Source organism: Lysinibacillus xylanilyticus (genome assembly GCF_001708185.1).
Lineage (GTDB): Bacteria > Bacillota > Bacilli > Bacillales_A > Planococcaceae > Lysinibacillus > Lysinibacillus xylanilyticus_A.
The window spans coordinates 42,229-65,346 of sequence record NZ_MDDN01000006.1; the positions used below are offsets into that span (position 1 = coordinate 42,229).

22 protein-coding genes are annotated in these 23,118 nt (G+C 37.9%); 14 read left to right on the top strand and 8 right to left on the bottom strand.

Going from position 1 to position 23,118, the window contains the following annotated elements:
• Window positions 1-140: 140 nt before the first annotated feature.
• A complete protein-coding gene (locus BFJ97_RS13270; RefSeq protein ID WP_068985135.1) occupies window positions 141-2,162 on the bottom strand; it encodes a bifunctional diguanylate cyclase/phosphodiesterase in 2,022 nt (673 codons plus the stop codon).
• A 929-nt stretch (window positions 2,163-3,091) separates the two neighbouring features.
• Here BFJ97_RS13270 and BFJ97_RS13275 point away from each other — a divergent pair.
• The 3 genes from BFJ97_RS13275 to BFJ97_RS13285 all read left to right on the top strand — a co-directional run bounded on the left by BFJ97_RS13275 (window position 3,092) and on the right by BFJ97_RS13285 (window position 7,938).
• On the top strand, window positions 3,092-4,813 hold the full coding sequence (locus tag BFJ97_RS13275) for an ABC transporter ATP-binding protein (RefSeq protein ID WP_068985136.1): 1,722 nt from the start codon (window positions 3,092-3,094) through the stop codon (window positions 4,811-4,813).
• On the top strand, window positions 4,813-6,645 hold the full coding sequence (locus BFJ97_RS13280) for an ABC transporter ATP-binding protein (protein WP_068985137.1): 1,833 nt from the start codon (window positions 4,813-4,815) through the stop codon (window positions 6,643-6,645). The genes BFJ97_RS13275 and BFJ97_RS13280 overlap by 1 nt, the downstream gene beginning before the upstream one ends.
• 426 nt (window positions 6,646-7,071) lie before the next feature.
• Complete coding sequence (locus BFJ97_RS13285) at window positions 7,072-7,938, top strand: GNAT family N-acetyltransferase (RefSeq protein WP_068985138.1); 867 nt, start codon at window positions 7,072-7,074, stop codon at window positions 7,936-7,938.
• Window positions 7,939-8,672: 734 nt separating this feature from the next.
• Here BFJ97_RS13285 and helD read toward each other — a convergent pair.
• Window positions 8,673-10,910: an RNA polymerase recycling motor HelD gene (gene helD / locus BFJ97_RS13290; RefSeq protein WP_068985139.1), complete on the bottom strand. Its 2,238-nt coding sequence runs from the start codon at window positions 10,908-10,910 to the stop codon at window positions 8,673-8,675.
• 171 nt (window positions 10,911-11,081) lie between these two features.
• Here helD and BFJ97_RS13295 point away from each other — a divergent pair, with 171 nt between their 5' ends.
• The gene (locus tag BFJ97_RS13295; protein WP_068985140.1) at window positions 11,082-11,801 is read left to right on the top strand and encodes a glycerophosphodiester phosphodiesterase; all 720 of its coding nucleotides are present in this window, start codon (window positions 11,082-11,084) and stop codon (window positions 11,799-11,801) included.
• 75 nt (window positions 11,802-11,876) lie between these two features.
• Here BFJ97_RS13295 and BFJ97_RS24205 read toward each other — a convergent pair whose 3' ends face one another.
• Together BFJ97_RS24205 and BFJ97_RS13300 are read right to left on the bottom strand one after the other, a co-directional pair.
• Window positions 11,877-12,176, bottom strand: a complete 300-nt coding sequence (locus tag BFJ97_RS24205) for a hypothetical protein (RefSeq protein ID WP_139114439.1) — start codon at window positions 12,174-12,176, stop codon at window positions 11,877-11,879.
• Between the two features lie 473 nt (window positions 12,177-12,649).
• On the bottom strand, window positions 12,650-13,672 hold the full coding sequence (locus BFJ97_RS13300) for a DUF2804 domain-containing protein (protein ID WP_068985141.1): 1,023 nt from the start codon (window positions 13,670-13,672) through the stop codon (window positions 12,650-12,652).
• 182 nt (window positions 13,673-13,854) lie between these two features.
• Between BFJ97_RS13300 and BFJ97_RS13305 the strand changes: the two genes are divergently transcribed.
• Both BFJ97_RS13305 and BFJ97_RS13310 read left to right on the top strand, forming a co-directional pair.
• Window positions 13,855-14,349 (top strand): amidase domain-containing protein, encoded by a 495-nt coding sequence (locus BFJ97_RS13305; protein ID WP_068985142.1) that lies wholly within the window; start codon window positions 13,855-13,857, stop codon window positions 14,347-14,349.
• A gap of 88 nt (window positions 14,350-14,437) precedes the next feature.
• Window positions 14,438-15,010 (top strand): nitroreductase family protein, encoded by a 573-nt coding sequence (locus BFJ97_RS13310; RefSeq protein WP_068985143.1) that lies wholly within the window; start codon window positions 14,438-14,440, stop codon window positions 15,008-15,010.
• Window positions 15,011-15,056: 46 nt separating this feature from the next.
• On the opposite strand, the gene BFJ97_RS13315 is transcribed toward BFJ97_RS13310, so the two are convergent.
• The 3 genes from BFJ97_RS13315 to BFJ97_RS13325 all read right to left on the bottom strand — a co-directional run bounded on the left by BFJ97_RS13315 (window position 15,057) and on the right by BFJ97_RS13325 (window position 18,959).
• On the bottom strand, window positions 15,057-16,439 hold the full coding sequence (locus BFJ97_RS13315) for a dipeptidase (RefSeq protein WP_068985144.1): 1,383 nt from the start codon (window positions 16,437-16,439) through the stop codon (window positions 15,057-15,059).
• A gap of 95 nt (window positions 16,440-16,534) precedes the next feature.
• On the bottom strand, window positions 16,535-17,773 hold the full coding sequence (locus BFJ97_RS13320; protein ID WP_068985145.1) for a tyrosine-type recombinase/integrase: 1,239 nt from the start codon (window positions 17,771-17,773) through the stop codon (window positions 16,535-16,537).
• Window positions 17,774-17,795: 22 nt separating this feature from the next.
• Complete coding sequence (locus tag BFJ97_RS13325) at window positions 17,796-18,959, bottom strand: helix-turn-helix domain-containing protein (RefSeq protein ID WP_068985146.1); 1,164 nt, start codon at window positions 18,957-18,959, stop codon at window positions 17,796-17,798.
• Window positions 18,960-19,098: 139 nt separating this feature from the next.
• Here BFJ97_RS13325 and BFJ97_RS13330 point away from each other — a divergent pair, with 139 nt between their 5' ends.
• The 7 genes from BFJ97_RS13330 to BFJ97_RS13360 all read left to right on the top strand — a co-directional run bounded on the left by BFJ97_RS13330 (window position 19,099) and on the right by BFJ97_RS13360 (window position 21,759).
• A complete protein-coding gene (locus tag BFJ97_RS13330; RefSeq protein WP_068985147.1) occupies window positions 19,099-19,269 on the top strand; it encodes a helix-turn-helix domain-containing protein in 171 nt (56 codons plus the stop codon).
• Window positions 19,270-19,281: 12 nt separating this feature from the next.
• Complete coding sequence (locus BFJ97_RS13335; RefSeq protein ID WP_254660168.1) at window positions 19,282-19,557, top strand: hypothetical protein; 276 nt, start codon at window positions 19,282-19,284, stop codon at window positions 19,555-19,557.
• 69 nt (window positions 19,558-19,626) lie between these two features.
• Window positions 19,627-19,944, top strand: a complete 318-nt coding sequence (locus BFJ97_RS13340; protein ID WP_068985148.1) for an HTH domain-containing protein — start codon at window positions 19,627-19,629, stop codon at window positions 19,942-19,944.
• A 65-nt stretch (window positions 19,945-20,009) separates the two neighbouring features.
• Entirely contained in the window at window positions 20,010-20,378 is a 369-nt protein-coding gene (locus BFJ97_RS13345; RefSeq protein ID WP_068985149.1) for a hypothetical protein, read from the top strand.
• Complete coding sequence (locus BFJ97_RS13350) at window positions 20,353-20,859, top strand: hypothetical protein (protein WP_139114440.1); 507 nt, start codon at window positions 20,353-20,355, stop codon at window positions 20,857-20,859. The genes BFJ97_RS13345 and BFJ97_RS13350 overlap by 26 nt, the downstream gene beginning before the upstream one ends.
• Before the next feature lie 126 nt (window positions 20,860-20,985).
• On the top strand, window positions 20,986-21,237 hold the full coding sequence (locus tag BFJ97_RS13355) for a hypothetical protein (protein ID WP_068985151.1): 252 nt from the start codon (window positions 20,986-20,988) through the stop codon (window positions 21,235-21,237).
• A complete protein-coding gene (locus BFJ97_RS13360) occupies window positions 21,238-21,759 on the top strand; it encodes an ERCC4 domain-containing protein (RefSeq protein WP_068985152.1) in 522 nt (173 codons plus the stop codon).
• Window positions 21,760-21,900: 141 nt separating this feature from the next.
• Here the strand turns inward: BFJ97_RS13360 and BFJ97_RS13365 are convergent, their stop codons facing one another.
• A complete protein-coding gene (locus BFJ97_RS13365; protein ID WP_083227036.1) occupies window positions 21,901-22,179 on the bottom strand; it encodes a group-specific protein in 279 nt (92 codons plus the stop codon).
• Between the two features lie 182 nt (window positions 22,180-22,361).
• Here BFJ97_RS13365 and BFJ97_RS13370 point away from each other — a divergent pair, with 182 nt between their 5' ends.
• Complete coding sequence (locus BFJ97_RS13370) at window positions 22,362-22,658, top strand: hypothetical protein (RefSeq protein WP_068985153.1); 297 nt, start codon at window positions 22,362-22,364, stop codon at window positions 22,656-22,658.
• The last annotated feature ends 460 nt before the right edge of the window (window positions 22,659-23,118 follow it).

Sequence of the window (23,118 nt, forward strand, 5' to 3'; positions counted from 1 at the left end):
TGAAGACCAGAGCGATGGATAGAAGCTAGAGCGGCGGATAAACTCAACCAAAGTAACGGATAGAAAAGCCGAAGCGAAAGTTAAAATAAATAGGGAGAAGGAGGTTACGTTCTTAATCGTAACCTCCTTCTTTAATTTAACTATTTAACGAGTAATGCTTCAACTTCTTCTGACGTAATTGGTTTACTAATATGGTAACCCTGAATAGCGTCGCAACCATAAGTGATTAAAAGGTCTGCTTGTTCAGCAGTTTCAACACCTTCTGCTACGACTCTAAGTTCCATAGATTTACCAAGTTGTACCATACCGTTAATTAGCTTTTGTGTTTTTTCGGATTTCAATAAAGCACTAGTAAATGCTTTATCGATTTTTAATGTATCTATTGGTAGAATTTGCATATATCTAAATGAGCCATATCCGGTACCGAAATCATCTAGTACAAAGGAGATGCCTTCATTTTCAAGCTTACGCATTTGTTGTGTAATAAAAGTAGCAGCTTCTGCTTCTAAGGCAAATTTCTCTGTAATTTCTATTTGAATAAGGCTTGCAGGACAGCCTGTTTTCGCTAACATTTCAAGTATTGACTGTGCCATGTTTTTATCACGAAATTCGCGTACAGAAGAGTTAATGGATACTTTTAAATCAAGCCCGGCTTTTTTCCAGATTAGTGCCTGTTCACAAGCTTTTTCTAACATAAAGGAACCGATATTATTAATGAGACCCGTTTCCTCAGCAATTGGAATAAGCTCATCTGGTGAGACAACGCCTACTACTTCATCTTCCCAACGAACTAATGCTTCTACAGCTGTGATTTTACCTGAATAAACGTCAATTTGTGGCTGATAAAGGACTTTTAGATTTTTTTGGTCAAGTGCCTGAAGTAAACGTTTTTCAATTAAAGCTTTACGATTTAATGCCTTGTGTGTTGCTTTTGATAGTGAGACGATTTTACCGCCACCTGCTTGACGAACAGTTGTAATAGTAGCAATGGATGCTTTCATTAGTTGGGAGAATGTAGCTTGATCCTCAGGATAACGTGTAATTCCTCCACTAATAGAAATAGGGACAGCAACATTACTGTTATAAATTGGATGGTGTTGTAAATAAGACAGGAAGCCCTGAATAAACCATTCACTTAAAGGTGTAATTACGACAAAATCATTTTCGTTAATGCGTGCCATTGTGCTATCTTGGAAATACATTTTTATACGGTTTGTAAACTCTACAATAAGGCCTTGATCGATATGATGATCATGTAACTCTTTTAACGTATAAAATTTATCTATACTTAAATAGACAAAAGAGAAGTTTCTTTCTTCTTCAATCATGCTGGAAATCACTTTTTCGAGACGATGTGCATTCATGAGGCCTGTTTCTGTATCAATATAAGCGATTTTTTCAAGCTGATGTTGTATTGTCTTTGATTTCGTAATGTCTTTTTCAATTAAAATAAATTGTTGCTCGTTTGCTTCAAGATTAAATGTCGGGATAGCTGTTAATAGTACCCAATAAGACTGGCCCGATTTTGTGATTTTTTCAACTTCACCTTGCCACGTGTTGCCATTGTTCAAATTACGCCAGATAGTATTTGTGATCTTTTCGCTCACTTCATTGTTAGGGAATAGCTGCCAAAACGTTTTACCAATAACGCGCTTAGGTGTCCATTGACTCGTTTTTAAAAATTCAGCATTACATTCTAAAATAAATCCATCATGATCAAGTGTTATTGTCATAAATGTCGAGTCTAAGCCTTGTTTTAAGTCTACGAGAGTACTGCTATTTGAGACAGAATTAATCATTAATTCTGGTAACATAAACATTATAAGGATAAAACGCTCTCCTTGTTCAGTAAATGGTTTAGTTAGCAGCTCTGTCGTAATTTTTTCATTGGTATACGAGTTCATTTGAATTGGATCTATATACATGCTGTCATCATTTTGTAAAATTGTTTGAAACGTCTCTGGTGAAAGCTGGCGTAGTATATTTTCATGTATGAATGAAGCAGTAAGTTCTTTTGTATCAGTAGCTGAAAAACCAAATAGCTGTTCAGCAAGTTTTCCCAAAATTATAACTTGTCCATCTTGATTTATGACAATTGAAGGAAAAGGAAGTGAATTTAAATAATTTTCATCAATCGTAAATGATTTGTGGATATGACTCATGATTATTCGATCTCCTTGAGTAATCTATATATACTAATATTATAGTTAATTATCGGGAATTAGTCATTACGAATATAATTGTAAATATTTGATAATGAAAAAAATAGGACTTTTCTAGTGAAACTTAAGAAAAAAATTGGAGAAAAATAACATTCCTTAGTACGTATATAGGATGCGGGAGTTGTATGGAACGGTTAAAAGGAATAATATTTATCGTCTTTGGTTCAATGAAATTGATCACCAACTGGAAAAGATATGCAATTTTTAGCGAAAACTATGGAGTAGACAGCCCCTTATTTTCGGAATAATAGGGATGTTGGATGTACAGTTTGTTCCCGTGGCAGCGATCAACGAAAGTAATGCTGTACTGTTTACCTTACTACAGTTTTTATCACCGATATTTATTGTTGCTTATGTCTCTCTTAGTTTAAAAAATGACCCCAAAAATATCAAGTGATAGGGATTATTGTTACGCTTATAGGTCTTTTTCTCCTACTAACGAACGCTTTGTTTGAGGTTTTGTTAGTTAGTAACAAAGCCTTATTATGGGGAGTAGCTGTTGATCACGTTGTATCCTGCACGTCTGAAGGTAGAATGGAGTGTACTTCTTGTTGTTGGCTGGAGAATGCATATAGGTGGTGTAACGCTTAATATTCTTTGGAACTGTGGCTTGTAAGTAGCATGAAATATATTACAACAGTTGAGACTAGTATTCTTTCTAGTATTGAACCATTAACAGCTGTGGTTATTTAAGTGATCATATTTGGTACATCATTAGGTTATTGGCAATTAGTTGGGGTGTTCGTTATGCTTGTTTGTGTAACGTGGCTTTCGATAGCAGGAGAAAAGCATAAAAATACTATCTTTACAGGAGATTGTTACTATGTTCGGGTTATAGGGAATCTCTTTTTAGGACAAGGGGGAAGAATATGAAAGAGGTTTTTTCCTATGTAAAGCCTTATAAATGGACTGCATTTATTGCGTTATGTTTAATGTTGTTGGAATTATTTGTTGAGCTTGCTCAACCACTTATAATGGCTAAAATCATAGATGATGGGGTGCGAGCCCAAAACGAAGGGATGATTTTGCAATGGGGTGCTGTTTTACTGGCTTTATCCTTTGTAGCTTTTTTAGCTGGTATCGTTAATTCATATTTTTCATCACATACAGCACAAAGCTTTTCCTATGATTTACGAAATGCACTGTTTGAAAAAATACAATCCTTTACATTGGCTACTTATCAAAAATTTTCAACGGCGTCACTTATTACAAGGTTAACAAATGATGTGACACAAGTGCAGACGGTGTTGTTTATGAGTCTACGAATTATGCTCCGGGCACCACTTGCGGTTGTTGGCAGCATTGTGATGGCTTTTGTTGTAAATGCAAAGCTGGCATTGTGTTTAGTTATTGGCGCACCCATTATTTTTGTTTTTCTTATTTTCATGGTGGCCAAAGGTGTGTCTTATTTTGGGCTCGTACAAAAAAGAATAGATCGTTTAAATCGTGTACTACAAGAAAATTTGCAGGCGATTCGATTGGTGAAGGCTTATTTACGCGGTGCTTATGAAGCGTCGCGTTTTGACGAGGTTGCTTCACGCTTAAAAATAGATACAGTAAAGGCTCTTCGTACAATGGAGTATATTATGCCAGTATTGTTATTCGTCATGAATATGAGTTTACTTGCAGTACTATGGTTTGGGACGAAGCAAATAGCTGCAGGTACGACTCCACTTGGAGATATTGTTGCTATTGTTAATTATGCAATGCGTATGACAGGCTCGTTTTCGATGTTTGCCTTTATTATTATTTTTTATGCGCGTGCAAAAGCATCAGCAGAGCGTATGGCAGAAGTACTTTCTATTGAAAATGAGATTGAACTACCGTCATCTTCAGAGAAAACACCTAAGGGCATGAGTTTTGGAGAATTAGCTTTTGATCATGTTAGCTTTACTTATCCTGGGGGAGATTCACCGGTACTATCCGATGTAAGCTTCCAAGTGAAATCTGGTGAAAAGTTAGCCATTATGGGGGCAACAGGTGCAGGGAAATCAACATTGCTACAGCTTATTCCTCGCTTCTACGATGTCACAGAAGGCAAAATAGTAGTAGAGAGAAAAGATGCGCAGAAGTGGGATTTACAAGAACTACGTGAAATCATTGGTTATGTCCCTCAGCAATCGTTGTTGTTTACAGGAAGCATTGCCGATAATGTTCGTTGGGGGGATGCAGAGGCTGAAATGGATGCCGTGCTACAGGCTACAATGCAAGCGCAAATCCATGCTTCTGTGGAGGATTTCCCAAATGGTTACGAGACAAGAGTCGGACAGAAGGGTGTCAATCTTTCAGGTGGTCAAAAACAAAGATTATCTATTGCAAGAGCGTTATTAAGAAAAGGTCATATATTGATGCTCGATGATAGTACAAGTGCGCTTGATGTTAAAACGGAACAAGCGTTATGGGAAGCATTAAGTGAAGAACAAGCAACAATGCTAGTGGTCACTCAAAAAATTCGTACAGCTAAGGGGGCAGATCGAATTTTACTCATTGATGCAGGAAAAGTGGTCGCATACGGGACACATGAAGAGCTATTGCGAACTTCAGCGCTCTATAAAAAAATCGCAATCTCCCAACAGGAGGTAGAGGAATAATGGGATTTTTCCAAAAACCTTTTGGCTATGAACCGATTTTGACGCAAGATGATGTGAAGCAGGCTGTTAAGAAAAAGAAGGGACCTCGTGCGACAGATTGGAAAAGTACACTGTTACGTTTATGGAAAATTGTTGATGAACAACGTGCACTATTAATTATTGTGCTGTTACTAGTCATGGTGAGCTCAATATTGGCTCTACTTGGGCCATATCTAATCGGTAAAATGATTGACACGTATGTAATGCATGGAGAGCTTGCAGGACTAGGCAAAGGAATTAGGCTGTTAATCGGCATTTACGCTCTATTAGCAGTATCATTATTTTTACAAAACTATTGGATGATTGGTATTGCTCAGCAAACAATTTATAGATTACGAACGAGTGTATTGGCCCATTTCCAAAGACTCCCGATTGCCTTTTTCGATCGCCGTCAGCATGGAGAATTAATGAGTCGGATGACGAATGATATTGAAGCAGTTAGCTCAACTTTAAACAGTTCCTTTATCCAAGTGTTTTCCAGTGTATTAACGCTTACAGGAACAGTGATTATTATGTTAAGTTTAAGCCCTTTGCTAACGATATTAACGATGACGATTATACCAATAATGTTTTGGGCAATGCGTTGGATTACACGGAGAACAGCACCATTATTTAAAGAGCAACAAGTGGCCTTAGGAGCGCTTAATGGCATGATTGAAGAAACAATCTCAGGTCAGCGGATTGTGAAGGCTTTTTCACAAGAGGAACGAATGAAAGAGGAGTTTCGTGAAAAAAGTTTACGATTAAAAAGAACTGGCTTTTGGGCACAAACATACTCTGGGTATATTCCAAAGGTCATGAACTTTTTAAATAATATGAGCTTCACAATTGTGGCTGGTATTGGAGGCGTACTTGCTTTTTATGGACATGTGTCAATCGGAGTAATTGTTATTTTTACAGAGTATGCAAGGCAATTTACACGACCATTAAACGATCTAGCCAACCAATTTAACACAGTACTGTCAGCGATTGCTGGTGCGGAACGTGTATTTGCGTTACTGGATGAACAGCCTGAAGAGGAAGCTGCTTTCGCGCAGAAGCATAAACTATTAGGACAGGTGTGTTTTCAACACGTGTACTTTAAATATGAGCAAGAAGCGGAAGCTTACACTTTAAAGGACGTCAATTTTAACGTAGAGCCTGGACAGACAGTAGCTCTTGTTGGGGCAACGGGAGCAGGGAAAACAACGATCTTACAGCTTATTGCAAGGTTTTACGAGGTAGCGAAGGGTGAGGTTTTATTTGATGGTGTGAACGTTCAGCAAATAGCACGACAAGCTTTGCGTTCGCAAATGGCCTTTGTATTACAGGATCCGTTTTTATTTGAGGCGTCTGTACGTGAAAATATTCGTTATGGGCGATTAGATGCTAGTGATGAGGAGATAGAAGAGGCGGCTAAGCGTGCGAATGCACATGACTTTATCATGAAGCTAAAGAATGGCTATGATACAGTACTTGCGGCAGATGGTCGTGAAATTTCGCAAGGTCAAAAGCAGTTATTGTCAATTGCACGTGCATTGATTGCAGACCCGAAAATTTTGTTGTTGGACGAGGCGACAAGTAGCATTGATACTGTGACGGAGCTTGCGATTCAAGAGGCTCTAGACACGTTAATGCAGGGAAGAACAAGTTTTGTTATTGCTCACCGCTTAAATACAGTGCACAATGCCGATATTGTGCTTGTTATGCACAAGGGTGAGTTAGTCGAAGCGGGGCCACAACAAAAGTTAATTGAATCAGGTGGCATTTATGCACAGATGTTACAATCTTCATCTTATCATCTTGATGAGTAATTGTAGCAATGTGTGAAAAATAAAGAGCAGGGTGAGGAGTAGTGTGTCGAACGTTACTACTCACTCTTTTTATCTGATGAAAATGATTTTTGTATGTTTTTATTAAGCGTCCTTTTGGATGGAATGTGTAGTCAAGTACATATTTGGGTGAAGAGCCTAATAATAAAATGTAATTTAATGGTATAAATAGTGGGGTTGGTTATAAAATAAATGAATCTATTGACGATAAATAAGGTGTAAATCTAATTATATGTATCTATAGCTTCTAGTTAGTTTTAGTCATTTTAGAAATGGACAGTAGTAAAAATCCATTATTTATTAAAGTGAAATCGCTGATTATGAGAAGTTACAATTATATTTTGTTGCCAGCTTATTTTCTTTCTTGCTACAATAGGGCAATAGTTTGATACAAGAACGGAGTAAACAATGGATATTTCAGTAATTACAGTGTCTTTCCCGTTAGATGGGGAAACCTTAAATGAATTAAAAACATTATGTGAAGAAGCAACTTTAAACGATTATCGTGTATATGAAACGATTATGAATATACCAATGGCAAGCTCCTTTGATTCGAAAGGTTTTATGGTTCTTGCGTATGACGATGACAAGGATGTGTTAGTCGGTGCGGCTAGTGCAATTGATTTAATGGGGTTACATACGTATGAATGGTCGTTAGTAGTTACACCATTACATCGTCAAAAAGGAATTGGAACCGCTTTAGTCGGGGGGCTACAAGCGGGACTAGACGAACGAGGTGCAGAAGGTCAATTGGCAGTAGTCATTGATGGATCACCTTTCGGCCATGCATTTATTGAAAAAAGAGGCTATACATATAGCTTCTCAGAGGCAACGCTAGAAACGAGAGCGGAACGAGTTGAATTACGTAGCGATATTGAGATTTCTCCATATGCTGGGGAGCATGCAGCGTTAATGACTATTTATAGTGAGGCATTTGGGGATTTACCAGAAGAATCCGAGGAGCTAATTGCCTTTAACACGTCAACGAATGGACGAAAGCTTTGGGTAGCACGTAAAGACGATATGGTAGTCGGTACAGTAACGACCGTTGAAGAAAATGAAATTCAATGGGTAACGGCACTTGCTGTTCTTCCAACTTGTGAAGGGCAAGGTATTGGTACAGCTTTACTGACATTTTCAAAGGATTTTGCAAGTGAAAATGGAGCGAAATATGTCATGCTTGATGTAGAAATTGAAAATAGAAAAGCACTTTCTGTTTATGAGAAGGCGGGCTTTATGAAAGCTCAACAAATAGATTATTTCGTGAAAAACTAAAAACAGGGTGAGGAGTGATGTAATGGATGGTGCATCGCTGCTCACTCTTTTTATTTGGCTCTCTACAATTTGTTTAGGAATCCGGTGTGGCGGTGTGAACGTTTGAGAGCGAGTAAAAAATGTCAGTTGAATAGAGACTTTTCAAGCACAATTCAAAATCCGGCCACAAAAACCATCAGTACCTGTCGCTACACTTTCGGTACAGAAAACATTAGTACCTGTCGCTACGCTTTCGGTACAGAAAACATTGCTGAAAGAAGTTAATATTGAACATAAGTTTGTCACTATCTTCATATAGTATTGCGAAGCCTATGAAAGGAGTCGTTATCATGCGAATGCCGGCATTGCCTAAAAAAAAGTCTCCTCGAAAGGAAGCACCTCGTTCATGGTGGAAGGTTGTTAAAGCGTATTTATTCAGAGGGAAGTTTTACCGTCTACCACCTCGGAATTGATAAATGAGCATTCAATAAAATAAAAAAGTCGCCGTGATAGCGACTTTTTTATTTTCATTCAGCAGAAGACTCCCGCCTCAGAAAGTGTTGAGATGTATGCGTGTGTGGTTTCTTTTCAGTAACACCTGCTGAAATAGGGGAACTCAGTCTAAGAACGCCACGTCCCGCAATTCAAAATCCGGACGCATTGTTAATCTGCGCGAAAGCGAAGCGTCAGCTACCATTGTTTTCTGTAGCGAAAGCAAAGCGTCAGCTACAATTACGCCGAGGCGAAACTGATTATTATATCTGTTCATTTTCTAATAGAAAAGTATTTTTTGATGGGCCAATTAAATAAAGCTCATGCATTGCTCGAGTGAGTGCCACGTAAAGTAGCTTTCGATCAATCTTCGTATCATAGAAAGGGATATCGAAGGCAGCTACGATGACTGCATCAAACTCAAGGCCTTTAGCTAAATGACTTGGAACAACGAGCAATAATTCCTGATTGATGGACTCAGTTTCAGTTAGGAGCTGAGCGGCAATCTTATTGTTTTTTAATGCTTGCTGCATGGATCTTGCCTCTGCAGTAGTTTTGCAAATTAAAGCAATGGAATGATGTCCATTGGCTCGAATGTTCTCAAAAATTTGCTTAATTTGCTGGGCATCAAATGATTGTGCCTGTATATAGGTAGGTACATGGCCATGACGAACCACGGGCTCAACCAAGGGAAGCTGTTCGTCCATTTGTGCTAAAATCTTGTTCGCTACCTCCATAATTTCAATTGTTGTTCGATAGCTTTTTTGAAGTGTTCTGAAGCTTGCTCGGGGAAATAGATTTTGAACGGGTTCCCAGGCAGTAAGAGATCGATAACTGTGAATGCCTTGTGCTAAATCACCAACCATAGTAAACATATCCGTTTCAAGCCCTGTTTTTAAAGCGGCAAGCTGAAATAAACTATAGTCCTGTACTTCATCGATAAAGACAACTCGCATTTTCCATTCATCTGGAATTCCTTTTATACGAGCTTGTAAATAATAAAGTGCAGCTAAATCTTCAAGCACCCATTGTTCTTTAGCATGCATTTGTAAAAATTGCTGTTGCTCAAGATAATGCCATTCTGGTGCAAGCTCTGCTAAAAGCTCAGCATTTGTTAGAAGGGTACGATAGAGAGTTTTAATGTTATGTTTAGCAAAGCGACGCATATAAACAGATACTGTTGATTTTGCCTCTTTCTCAATAGCAGGAATACGTTCATCACGTTCATCGATAAACTTAGTGACAACGCGACGACGTTTGTCATCATCACGAATACCATTCAGTGCTTTACCAAGTGCTTCGTCATATTTTTTATGGAGCATATTTAAAATAGCCTGTTTCTTTTGACGAACATGGCTTGCTAGCACCTTTTTAATATGAGCTAGTCGTTTTTCAATCGGCATATAAGAAAATTCATATAAAAATAGCTTCTTTAAATGGGAGGCGCGCATAATGCAATATTTTTCAATGGAAACATCCTCGAATTGGTTGGCAATTTCCTGCTCTATTTTTTGAACATATCGTTCGATTACATCCCGATAATAAAGAGAGCCCTTTATTTCGGATATCCAAGAGATGGTCTGTTGGGCTTCTCCTGCAACAAGAGATTCTAATTGTTCATTAGGGTTTTGAAGTTTCAGTTTTAGTTTAGTTGCAGCTAGAACATAATCGGTAAAGGTTGTTTGACAAATTTTATCGACACCAAGCTCTGGTAAAACGTCACCAATATAATCGATAAATAACTTATTTGGTGCTAAAATCATGAGCTGCTCAGGGTTAAAGTGTTCGCCCATTGTGTAGAGGAAGTAAGATATTCGGTGTAAGGCAATTGTTGTTTTTCCACTACCAGCAGCCCCTTGTACGATGATAGGCTGACGAAGATGAGCTCGAATAATTTCATTTTGCTCTTTTTGGATGGTGGAGACGATTTCTGTTAAACGCACATCTGCTTTTCCAGCTAACGCTTCTTGCAGTAATTCATCGTTTGTTGTTAAATCAATATCCTGTATATCAAGCAATTTACCATCTTCTATTTTATATTGACGCTTTGCAAATAGGTGTCCCTTATGGATCTCTCCACGCACATCATATTCCATATCCCCAAGGCGACCATCATAATAGACGTTTGCTACCGGTGAACGCCAATCGACTATAATAGGCTCATGGGTTTCTCGATGAAACAAAGAGGTTTTACCGATATAAAGAAATTCTTCAGGATCTCCAGTTTTTTGAAAATGAATTCGGGCAAAGTATGGCTTTTTTTGAACAGCCTCTAAGCCTTCCTTTTGGTTTCGAGCCATTTCAAAGAAACGAGCATTTGCTAAGATATTTAAATAGCTCAAACTTGAATCTAAATAATCAAGATCTGCCATCGACTTACGGATATTTTCCTGAGCAGATCGCAAATCTTTTTGCGATTCATTTAAAATTTGCTGCATGTAATTTTTGGTGTAAACTAGCCGTTCCACTTCAGCCTGAAAATCTGGATGTTGTACAGTCATATTTTAGCACCTCCTAAGTACTTACAATTTCAAGTAGATTCTCATACTACTATATAAAATATTTACCATCAAGTGAAATTGTAATAGGATTATTTAGGAAGAAGGAAAACCGAAATTCAAGGCCCGCCCGCTAATCTGATGAGAGGTGGGCGAAATAGGAGGTTATTAGAATTGGATATTTTTGCCCATAGAGGCGTTTCTGCACGTTACCCTGAAAATACTATCGCTGCGTTTGTAGCTGCATCCAAGCTTCCGATTGTTGGGATTGAATTAGATGTTCATTTAACAGCGGATAGGGAGTTGGTCGTGATTCATGATGAAACGATTGATCGCACATCTAACGGTTCTGGCTACGTAAAGGATTATACGCTACAAGAACTTCGCGCATTTGATTTTGGTTCATGGTTTTCTCCTGAATTTGAGGGTGAAAGGATTCCAACGCTAGGTGATATATTAGAGCTGTTTGCAGGTACAAATCATCGTATTAATATTGAACTTAAAACAGATATATTTCCGTATAACGGTATAGAAGCTCTTGTCATTAAGGAAGTTGCTGCATACCAAATGACAGAGAGAGTGATTCTTTCCTCCTTCAATCATGAATCCATTCAGATCGTCTCACAAAGGGCACCGTATATCGAAAAAGCGGCGCTATTTGCAGAAATTTTAGTTGATTTTTATGGCTACACAGCTCAAATTCCGGCAAATGCTATACATGTCAGCTTAGCAACAGCGTTTCGGAAATCAGTTAAAGAAGCTCTTAATGAAGGAGCCGTTGTACGTGTGTATACAGTAAATGATGTTGAGTATGCAAAGCAACTGCAGCAGCTTGGTGTACAGGCAATATTTACAGATGACCCGGAGAAGATAGTATCTGCATTAGCAGATTGATTGGATGGAATGGCCGGGGGGATAGACGCAGTGATGGAACGGTCAAAGTGGCGGATGAAAGAGCTAAGGTGACGGCTAGAAGTAGGGGCGACGGATAGAATCACCAAAGTGATGGGTAGGAAGGCGAGAGCGACGGATAGAGTGGCCAAAGCGACGGAAAGAAAGGCGAGAGCGACGGAAAGAAAGGCCAAGGTGACGGATAGAAGTCAAAGCGACGGATAGAAGAGCCGAAGTGACGGAAAGAAAGGTAAAGTGACGGATAGAAAGCCGAGAGCGACGGAAAGAAAGGCCAAGGTGACGGATAGAAGTCAAAGCGACGGATAGAATCGCCGAAGCGACGGATAGAATCGCCGAAGCGACGGAAAGAAAGGTCAAAGCGACGGAAAGAGTGGCCAGAACGACGGATAGAATCGCCTTAAGTGACGGAAAGAAAGGTCAAAGTGACGGATAGAAAGCCGAGAGCGACGGAAAGAAAGGCCAAGGTGACCGATAGAAGTCAAAGCGACGGATAGAATCGCCGAAGCGACGGAAAGAAAGGTCAAAGCGACGGAAAGAAAGGTCAAAGCGACGGATAGAAGAGCCGAAGCGACGGAAAGAAAGGTCAAAGTGACGGATAGAAAGCCGAGATCGACGGAAAGAAAGGCCAGAACGACGGATAGAACCGTCAAAAACGTGGATAGAACCGTCAAAATCGTGGATAGCCCCGACAGAGCGAGGGGAAAGAACCGCTAAAGCGACGAATAGACGCGAGTCATGGGCTTTTTCGGATTTAACGCGCTGAGGATGTGCGAATGTCAGTGCGTTAAACCCTAGTATGAGAAGGATATAGCAATTAATTTATTTTGTTCTTACCATTTCACACGATTTTCTTCTATACTGCCTAGCATTTGCTTGATTACAAGTGTTTCACCGTTGTCTAGTAATACGGAGCCGTCGTAATAGCCAAACATTTGATGTACTTCAGATTTTACAAGTCCGGCCTTTGTGACAGATACGCGCTCGAAAAACGGGGAGAATGTTAATGAAACTTGGTTAGAGAATTTCGTCTTAATTTTCCACCGTTGCATTAAATCCTCTTGATTATAATTGAACAGTACATCTTCATGTATTTTTGTCATTTGACCTTCAACGAAAACAGCATTTTCGGTCATTCCAGTCCCGTCAGTCCACTTACCGCCTAAATTGAGCCCAATTCGTCTACCTCGAACTCGCTGTGAGGCCATACCCCAATTCCATGTTGACTCACGCGGCCAAACACCACGACTATATTCTAGTACAGAGAAGTTTTCTTCAGGTGAAAATGTAAAGCGACGAGTGCCAATTGTTACAACTCCAGAAGTAGGAAGTATATGATGCTTACCTGTAAATTGAAATGTTTTACGGTTCCAAGGAATGACTACATTCAATGACTCATCTGTTGGTGGATGCTGAATGACAAGCTTCGCACGTAAAACATCTCCATCGAAGTCCGGAATTGAAACGGATAGATGTGTTTCATTTTGTATATAAGTCATCTCAATCATCATGTCACTATTTTTGTATGATACGGAATCTAGCACCTGTGTAGGCATTTTTAAATTTCCGCCTAATGGAATTGTAATCGTTTTTTCAAAATAGCGCTGTGTTTCATATTCAAGGAAATAAACGAAGCAGACCGCCGCGTAGTCTAGATGACTAATAGTAGCAGAGAATATGATCTCGTCACCGTAGACACACCAATAATTCCATTTCTTTTTGCGCAGAATATGGCCACTTAAATTGCTGTTTATGAGGGGTTTACGTGCAAATCCGATGGCAGCTGGATTTAAATTACCTTTTTTATCGCATAAAAGAGTAGGCTGTATAATTTCTTTCTCAGCATGCTGCTTCACTTTCAACATCCCTTCCAGTCATAAAATAAAAATGTATATTTCTTTTAACCTTATTGTAGCAAAAACTACCTTAAAATTGAAAAGATACCACCGATAAAGACCACTTTATATAGGTTTTCGAATATGGACCTAGCTAATAGAAACACCTCTTTGTACATATGATGAATATAAGGAGGGGAAGTGTGGCAAAAATGTATAACAGACAGGCCGCTGTACAATATGCGAATTTGTGGTGGAACAGGCGTAATCCAGCATTTCCGAATTTTACTGTCGATTGTACGAACTATATTTCTCAATGCTTACTTGCTGGAGGAGCACCAATGCGAGGTGCTCCAAATAGAGAGAGAGGTTGGTGGGTTCAACATAGCAATTGGAGCTTTAGCTGGTCTGTTGCACATTCCCTTAGATGGTATTTGGAGGGCTCTAAAAATGGCTTGAAGGGAAGGCGTGTGCAATCTGCTGAGGAATTAGATCTTGGAGATGTCATTTTTTATGATTTCCAAGGTGATGGAAGGATTGACCATTCTGTAATTGTGACGAGTATTCAAAATGGTATTCCATACGTTAACGCACATACTTCAGATAGTATTAATCGGCCATATTTTTATGAAGATTCAACGGCCTATACGCCAAGCATGACTTATTATTATATTCATATAGATGATAGTTTTGCTTAGGAAGGTAGCAGTATTAAAGCTCATCATTTTGTGATAATGTAAAAGATAGAAAATATAGCTGTAATGTTATAGAAGGAGATACGAGTATATGAGCGAACAATTTTTGTCTGTTAGGGATGCGATTATTGAGCGTCGTTCTATTAAAAAGTTTAATGGGCAGCCAGTAAATCGTGAAGATTTACTGGCAATTATTGAAGATGCGGTATGGGCACCGAATCATGGTAATCGAGAGCCTTGGCGTTTAGTCGTTGCATGTGGAAAGGAGTTATCTGCCCTTCATCATGTATTGCGTGATTTAGCTATACCGAAATGGCAGGAGCTTTCAAGTGAAGATTTAGCGAAGCAAATGATGACATTCACATTACCGGGTGGTTATGCTTTTGTGATTGTTCCTGAGGATGTACGACAAAAAGAGCGTTTAGAAGATTACGCGGCGGCAAGTATTTTTATTCAAAACATTCAATTGCTTGCATGGGATAGAGGGATCGGTTCATGCTGGAAAACTCCTGCTTTCCTAGATAACCCAAAATTCCGTGAAGCTTTAAAAGTCCAGCCAGGTGAGCGTATTATCGCAATGCTACAAGTTGGCTATTTTGATGAAATACCAAAAGGGAAAGAACGTAAAAAATCAGCAGATATCGTTACGATTTTTGGAGAATAACATAGTAAAATCCCCTCGTAAAAAAATGCGAGGGGATTTGTTGATTTTATTTTTGTAATTCAGCTACCTCGAATAAATAATCGCTTAAAACGCGTAATCCTTTATCGAAGTTTTCTAAATGGAAGTGTTCATTTGGGGCATGGAAGTTTTCACTAGATAAACCGAAGCCCATTAGCACTACTGGTAATTCTAAAATTTCATCAAAAGCAGCCACGATAGGGATTGATCCTCCTCCACGTGTGTAAGCAGTTGGCACATTATATACTTTTTCGTACGAGCGACCAGCTGCTTGGATAAGTGGATGATCAAATGGTGTTAAGAATGGACGACCTTTATCGAATTCAGAGATTGTCACTTCAACGCCAGTTGGTTTATGTTTTTCAATATGTGCTTTTAAAAGTGCTACAATTTCATCGGGTTCTTGATTTGGCACAAGACGGCAAGTAATTTTTGCGCCAGCCTCAGCAGGAAGCACTGTTTTAATGCCTTCGCCAGAGAAGCCACCAAACACACCATTGATCTCTAATGTTGGGCGTGCCCAAGTACGTTCTAAATAGGAATAGCCAGCTTCACCGAATAATTCCTTCACGCCAACTTCTTCTTTCACTGATTCTTCATCGAAGCCAAGCGCACGGTAAGCTTCACGTTCTTCTTCAGTTAACGGTAAAACTTTGTCGTAGAAGCCTTCCACTTGAATTGTGCCATGCTCATCACGGAAAGATGCTAAAATGTCAGCCAATGCATGAATAGCGTTTTGTACACCGCCACCGTAAAGACCTGAGTGAAGATCACCTTTTGCACCGCGAACATCAATTTGAATCCCTGTTAAGCCTCGTAACCCATAGCATACAGCAGGCTTACCAGGACCGTATAGACCTGTATCAGAAATCAAAATTAAGTCTGCAGCTAATTTCTGTTTATGTTCTTCAACATAGGCAGGAAGGTTTGGACTGCCAATCTCTTCTTCACCTTCATAGATGAATTTCACGTTCACTGGTAATGTGCCAGTTGTCGCAAATAATGCTTCAATCATTTTTAAGTGCATAAACACTTGTCCTTTATCATCACTAGCACCACGAGCAAACAATTTGTTATCACGAATTGTAGGGTTAAATGGCTCGCTATCCCATAAATTTAATGGATCAACAGGCTGTACATCATAATGACCGTAAAACAGAATAGTTGGTTTGTCCTCTGCATGTAACCAATCCGCATAAACAACAGGGTGACCTGCAGTTTGAGTAATGGAGATGTTTTCTAGATTGAGTTTCTTAAAGGCATTGGCAAGCCACTCGGCAGCGTTTTGTATATCTCCTTTATGCTCAGATAAAGAACTAATACTTGGAATACGTAAAAATTCGTTTAATTCATTTAAGTGTGTCTCGCGATGTTCTGTGAAATACGCATCTAATTGCTGTAAATTTGTCATCTAGCATCCCTCGTTTCAAATATTTCGATAATAGAAATAGTATAGCATAATGTGGTTGGGGAATCCTGCTATAGCAATGATTTCAGTCACATTCGTTATTGATTAGCCCCAGTTTTAGCCCCACTAGCCTGTAAAGTTTGGCTAAATAACGAAACAGATTCTGCTTCTAATTCCTTTAGAACATGACCGTATACATCCATAATCATTTTAGGTGTATTGCCTAATCTCTCAGCAATAACTTTCACATTGAGCCCACGATTTAACAAGATGGTGCAATGTGTATGCCTTAAACCATGTATCGTAGTTTTTGGTAATCCAGTCCGATCTAAAATTTTTTTGAATGCATAAATAGGACTTGTCGGAGCAATCGGATCCGCAGCATGTTCAAATATGAAGACAAATGAATCATCTTTTGATAAGTCCTCTTGTAATTTACGGCCATTTTTAAATAACGCTATTTTACACCACTTTAAATAAGTTTCGAGTTGCTTCATAATCGCTTCATCAACTAAAATAGTTCTATAGCTATTCGTTGTTTTTGGTGTGTGGATGCCAATAACATCCCTAGTACGTTCAATAGTAATAGTGTTGTTTTGAAAGTCGATATTTTTCCACTGCAATCCTAATGCTTCGCCGCGGCGGATACCTGTATAAGCGATCGTTAGGAAAAAAGTGTAGTGGGTAATATTTTCATGCTGTTTGGCATTCTCTAAAAAAGTGACCAACTCAGTAGGAGTAAGGAAGTTAGCAGCTTCCTTTTTCTTTTGGCTCTCTGTCGGAATTGTTACTTTCGTGAAGCGGTTACGATTGAGTATTTCTTCTTCAACTGCAGCATTAACAGCAATTTTAAAAATGGTATGCCATGCCCGTATTGTACTAGCCTGGTATTCACCAACAAGTGCATTGATAAACATTCTTTGATATGTTTGCTTGTCTAATTTTTGTAGCTTGTAATGGCCGAGTAGAGGCTTTAAGTGAACACGTACAATGATTTCTCGTTGAACCTGTGTCCCTTTTTTCCATTTACCTTTATTCGTTTCATACCAAGTGTCTAGCCATTCACCAACAGTCATTTGGTCATTTTCTACATACCTTTTTTCACCACGCAGCGTTGCAGCCTTCACTTCCAACAGGGCTTTCAATGCTGCTTTTTCTGTTTTAAAACCACTTTTCTTCTTCTCACGACGTTTTCCAGTAGCATCATAATACTTATGCCGAAACATCCATAACTTTTCTTTATTCGCATTAAAATAGTGATATATTTCAGGTTCTTTTGCTGATTTATATAACTTCACCTTGTCCATTCCTTTCATGCTTGGCGAGCGTGTGTACAGGAATAGGTGAGTAAGTTATTTTTTAATCTTCATAATCAAATTTATCTTCCATTTCTTCGATTACTAAGAGTATTTTTTTTATATCATTTGGTGAGAGTTTACGCCCTTTGTAGTTTACCCCATCTAAATTAAGCAAATTACTAACATCATAAAATGATTTTTCCGCTTCTTCTCTAGGTATTGGTACCAGACGTTTATTTGTGTTAATAGCAATTTCCTTCGTTGCAGGTGTAGTGAATGTAAAAGTAAATTCATGATTCTCTTTTTTAGCTTCTTTTTCTTTTAAAAGTGCGCGCATCGGGGCAAAAAATTCTGAAACACTTATGTTTTCTTCTGATAGATAATCCCTAAAGCCATCCATAAATAAATCTTTATCTTGCTTTCCTTTTGTATATTCTATGTGATAGTTCAGTACATCCTTTATCTGCTCTTTATTAAGTTTCCTATATAAATTAAAACCTTTTTGGAGACTGTACAATTCTAAATTCTCTAGTGAATCACCAGCTTCATTTATAAAATTTGGTGAGTTAACATATTCAAATAAAAAATTATCCAGTTTGATTCTTTCTTCTGAACTTAGTGCATGAGTTGATTGATTACTTATCATCAAAAGATTTGAGACCTTTTCATAACTATTTCTACCTTCTACTGATCTTATAATAGCCTCTAACTTCTTAATAATTACATTGTGGTCATTTTGGGGATTTGAATAATCTTCTATTTGATTGTTTAAATCACCCAACATTTTTTTTCGATAAATTAAAGATTGATTTAATTCAACAACTCTCTTTTTAACAACTTCTTCAATAGCTGGATCTAATTTTTTATTGGGGTCAGTTTCTTCGGAATTTGTTTCTCGATTTTCATCCAACCAACTTAATTCCAATTCATTCATAGAAATTTGAGTTTTAATATTTCTAATTTCTTTTATTAACCATGCTTGAGCATCTATAGCTTTATCTATTATTGTTTTCTCATCGATATATCCAGCCTTTTCCATCAAATGCATATATGGAATTTCTAATGTTTCGGAAAGTTTTTTTAAAACTTCGTGAGTAGGTATTTTTACATTGTTTTCTATCTTAGAAAGATAACCTTGTGTTAATTCTGTTTTTTCCGCTAATTCAATCATGGTCATGTTTAATTTTTTCCTTGCTTCACGAATCGTTTCCCCTAGACTTGCCACTTTTACACCCCATTAATTATTTTATATCTAATATACACTAATATTCCTAAAATGAATATGAATGATTGCATTTAGTTATAATGTATTATAATATTCATATCAGGAATATTCCTGATATGAATATTTTGGAGGTGTTTACATGGATAAACTCGTTTTAACAGTTCCTGAAGTAGCGAAAGTACTTGATTTAAGTACCGCAACCGTTTATGTGATGGTCCGCAATAATGAAATTCCTTATAAAAAACTACGTGGCAAAATTGTTTTTCACCGTGAAACAATTGAAAAATGGTTAGCTACACCAACAACATAATGAAAGGGGGAGATGGCAATAATTCCAGCAAACATTGAGGTGAATATTGATAAGGTTGAAGTACGGAAATATATCGAGAAACGACTAGATGAAGAAGTACGAGAGGCCTTTCTACTTATCGATTTGAAAAAGATGTCGGAATTACTATGTATGTCAGAGAGACACATTACTGAGGAGTTGCTTCATGATCCGCGTGTGAAAGTTTGTGAAGTTCGGAAAAATCGCAAGAGATGGTGGTTTTATAAACCGGTACTCGAAGCTATAGAAACTGTGGTATCTGAATGGTGAAAAAAATATAAAAAGTCTTGGCGGACGTGTGTACAGGAATAGTTAAAGGAAGAATGGAGGTCAAAGGAAATGTATGAAAATCTAACTAATGATGAATTACGAGTCTATCGCATTTTAGAGGGGTTAGGAGATTCAGAGAGTTTAACTGGGACACAAATTATGGAGCGACTAATGATTAAGGATCGCCGCTATTTTCACCAAATTATTTTTGATTTACGGTCAAAAGGTATGCCTGTGGTAAGTAAAAAGAATCGTTATCACTCGGGCTATCGTATAGCACGGACAAAAGTTGAGCTTGCATCTTATTTGCAGGATAAAGAGCTTTATATAGCTACGCATAAGAAAATCATTGAAGCCATGAGGGGAGCTGCAGAAACGATTTTTTAACCTCAATAATAACAAAGGTAGGAGGTGTGTTTTATGACAGCTTCTAAGAATCGGGGTGAATAGTTTTGGAAATTGAAGGACGGCTAGTAGAAGGAGCATTTTTAGGTTTTTCACCTGTTTTAGCTAAAATAATCGGTTTGAATGAAGCCGTCTTTTTGAATCAACTTCACTATTGGAAGCAAAGATCGAAGAATGAGCGTGACGGTTTTGTATGGGTGTATAAGACGTATTTAGAGTGGCAACATGAGTTGCCATTTTGGTCTAATGCTACTATTCGCAGAGTAATTAGTAGTTTGGAAAAACAAGATTTATTGGTCAGTACGAGTGAATATAACAAGATGGGTATCGATAAAACAAAATGGTATCGGATTAATTACGAAAATCTAACAAATATCATGATTGCTCAAAATGAGCAATCCATGTATTCAAGATGAGCAAACCAGTTGGTCAGAACGAGCAGACGAGTTGCTAACAATGAGCAATCAGACTGTTCAAATTGAGCACACCAATAACCATAGATTACTACAAGATATTACTTCAGATAATACTACAGAGATTACGTCAAAAAATTTTAGAACAGAAAAGACAGACAGACAATCTTTTCACGCCCCTAGTATTACTAATAGCGTAGATAGAGAAGAAAAGAAAAATAAAAAAACAGTCGTCGGTCAGTCTCTTTTTCGAAATGAGCAAATTGTAAGTATTGAAAAAGCAATACAATTCACATTCGATAATGTTGACGAGCAAGTTTATAAAGAAATACCTGGATGGCTTGTATATTCTGATTACGATTCAATCATGACAGTATTGCAAGAAACTGCGCAGCTTGAAGAAATCCCTAAGAAGCTAAGTAGTCATATATTGAACATGTTGAATGAGAGGAAAAAGCAAGGTTCTACAGCAATGATTGGGTAAAGTAGGTATAAAAGGTGTATAGCAAACTCGTAGAAGTGTTTTAGCTTTAAATTTGATAAGTGATAAAGATGAAAGTTAAAACTGCTTCTAGGGCTATTAAACGATGCTAGAAAGGGTGATAGGAACATGGGAGACGTAATAAATTTTCCTGATTTAGAAAACGTATGTATTCAAATTGAACGTACAGAGGCTTTTATACAGACTGCAAATGAATTAAGCACATTCTTAAAAGCCTTACCTTTGAACAACGTTGATAACGATAAACTAGTGGAGTTAATGGTGAAACATGTGAAAGAAGCGGAAACAGGAGCATTTTTACAAGGTTTTAGTATGGGCCATGAATTTAGCGAATATCAAGGGAATGAAGGTGATCTATAAATGATCACTAAATTCAAATACACAGACACGGAACTAAAAAAGCTCCTCTCGTCAATAGTGATACTCATTGATACGAGGGAGCAAGTGAATCAGCATATTATAAACTTTTTCCAAGTCAATAATATCCCATATACAGCTATAAAGCTAGATACAGGGGATTATAGTGCTATGATTCCGCAAAATTTCGAGCTGGGTATATACCGAGACACCTACTTTCCATTCACTGTGGAACGTAAGAACAGCATTGATGAATTGGCTAGTAGCATAAAAGAGGAGCGGTTTGAACATGAATTGATTCGCTCGCAAAAATCACACTTTACGCTTTTAGTTGAAGGTAGTTACTCGGACTTAGTGAATGGTAACTACAGAAGCCAATACAATCCGAAAGCATTACTCGCACGAATCAAAACATTTGAGGCACGTTACCGCTTCTCCACAACCTTTTTGAATGATAGGCAATTAAGTGGTAACTGGATATACAACCATCTTTATTATCATGTTCGAGCAGCATTGAAAGGGTAGAAAATTAGTGCTTTCCCGAAGGTGTGTCAAATTTGGCCTTCCTAAAAAGTAGTAATCGGACAAATCGGACATCATAAAAGATAAATCGTACTTTAGGAGCCCTTAAAAGAACCATTCGGAGGCCATAAAAAGAAGAAACTACTAAGAGTGTGGATGTTGTTTCAACCAATTTCTTAGAAATTCTTCTGTTTCTTTAGATGGCATAAGCCACTTAGTTCCAACTTTAAATTTAGGGAAATCCGGATGATAAAAGAATTGCTTGAGAACGAATGGTCTACTCATACATGTTCGACGGCATAACTCCTTTAAATCCCAGAACACTAACTCTGAATTGATTTCTTGAATATGCGCTTTGATTTCTTTTTGTACAAGACGTTCCATTTCAGCTTTGTCTATAGAAACAGTAATTATTGAGTTCATAATTGTATCTCTCCTTTGGTAGAAAAAATTTATAGTTTTATTGTAGTACAACATAATTTCGCTGCATTACTTCAATAAAAGTTTGCGAAGTATTGCAAAACGTTGCGATTATTACGGTTTCAATCGGCACGTAAAAAGTCAGGACATGGTTTTTATTCGTATTCGGCGAAGGGGGTTGTACTTTGAATCTTAAATACGATTGGGATTGGATGAGGGAATATTATGCACGCTCTCAGATAAATAGCCGTCCATCGTTAAAGGACGTTTCTGAGCTCTTTGGTGTACCTTATCAAACTGTTAGGAGAATAGCAGCGAAAGAAAACTGGATAGGCGATGTAGCAGTATGTCGATGCGCTGAATTGATCAAGTATTTTCACGATACTGAATACCAGGAACAATATTTGAAATTGGCGATACCGCTTGCACATCGAAATTATGAGAAATTGGAAGAAATGCAACGATTCGATGATTGGTTTTGAAAGCTACAAATGATGAGGTATTGATTGGTAACGTTACTAAATAGCGTTCCTTTTGAAAGCTACAAAAGCTCAGATAAATTACGTTTTCGATGCATTGGACATGTTGAGAAATGTTAAGGTTGCAACGATTCCAAAACGGAACTCAATTCACTTACCAAACGGAACACGACAGTAAGGAAACGTAAAGGTATTTGTGATGTTTGAGCCTTGCAAAACCTAATATTTTACGGAGTACTCCATTGCAGTACTCCAAACATTTCGTTGTAGTACAAAATTGTATAACCATAGAAAAACAGCTACTTCATAGCGTTATTTTGAGAGTTGATTGGAACGTTCCAAAACAAAACACAAATACTTTTCCAAAACAAACAAACCCCAAGAAAACCCATGAATTAGAACAAAAAGTATGCATCCAAAAGTGTGCATATCCAAGAAAAAAGGATGCAACCTTTTCGTGCGA

Coding starts and splice junctions, on each gene's coding strand:
- BFJ97_RS13270 (WP_068985135.1), bottom strand. CDS start 2,162: ATGAGTCATATCCACAAATCATTTACGATTGATGAAAATTATTTAAAT.
- BFJ97_RS13275 (WP_068985136.1), top strand. CDS start 3,092: ATGAAAGAGGTTTTTTCCTATGTAAAGCCTTATAAATGGACTGCATTT.
- BFJ97_RS13280 (WP_068985137.1), top strand. CDS start 4,813: ATGGGATTTTTCCAAAAACCTTTTGGCTATGAACCGATTTTGACGCAA.
- BFJ97_RS13285 (WP_068985138.1), top strand. CDS start 7,072: ATGGATATTTCAGTAATTACAGTGTCTTTCCCGTTAGATGGGGAAACC.
- helD (WP_068985139.1), bottom strand. CDS start 10,910: ATGACTGTACAACATCCAGATTTTCAGGCTGAAGTGGAACGGCTAGTT.
- BFJ97_RS13310 (WP_068985143.1), top strand. CDS start 14,438: ATGAGCGAACAATTTTTGTCTGTTAGGGATGCGATTATTGAGCGTCGT.
- BFJ97_RS13315 (WP_068985144.1), bottom strand. CDS start 16,439: ATGACAAATTTACAGCAATTAGATGCGTATTTCACAGAACATCGCGAG.
- BFJ97_RS13330 (WP_068985147.1), top strand. CDS start 19,099: ATGGATAAACTCGTTTTAACAGTTCCTGAAGTAGCGAAAGTACTTGAT.
- BFJ97_RS13335 (WP_254660168.1), top strand. CDS start 19,282: ATGGCAATAATTCCAGCAAACATTGAGGTGAATATTGATAAGGTTGAA.
- BFJ97_RS13340 (WP_068985148.1), top strand. CDS start 19,627: ATGTATGAAAATCTAACTAATGATGAATTACGAGTCTATCGCATTTTA.
- BFJ97_RS13350 (WP_139114440.1), top strand. CDS start 20,353: ATGAGCAATCCATGTATTCAAGATGAGCAAACCAGTTGGTCAGAACGA.
- BFJ97_RS13355 (WP_068985151.1), top strand. CDS start 20,986: ATGGGAGACGTAATAAATTTTCCTGATTTAGAAAACGTATGTATTCAA.
- BFJ97_RS13360 (WP_068985152.1), top strand. CDS start 21,238: ATGATCACTAAATTCAAATACACAGACACGGAACTAAAAAAGCTCCTC.
- BFJ97_RS13365 (WP_083227036.1), bottom strand. CDS start 22,179: ATGAACTCAATAATTACTGTTTCTATAGACAAAGCTGAAATGGAACGT.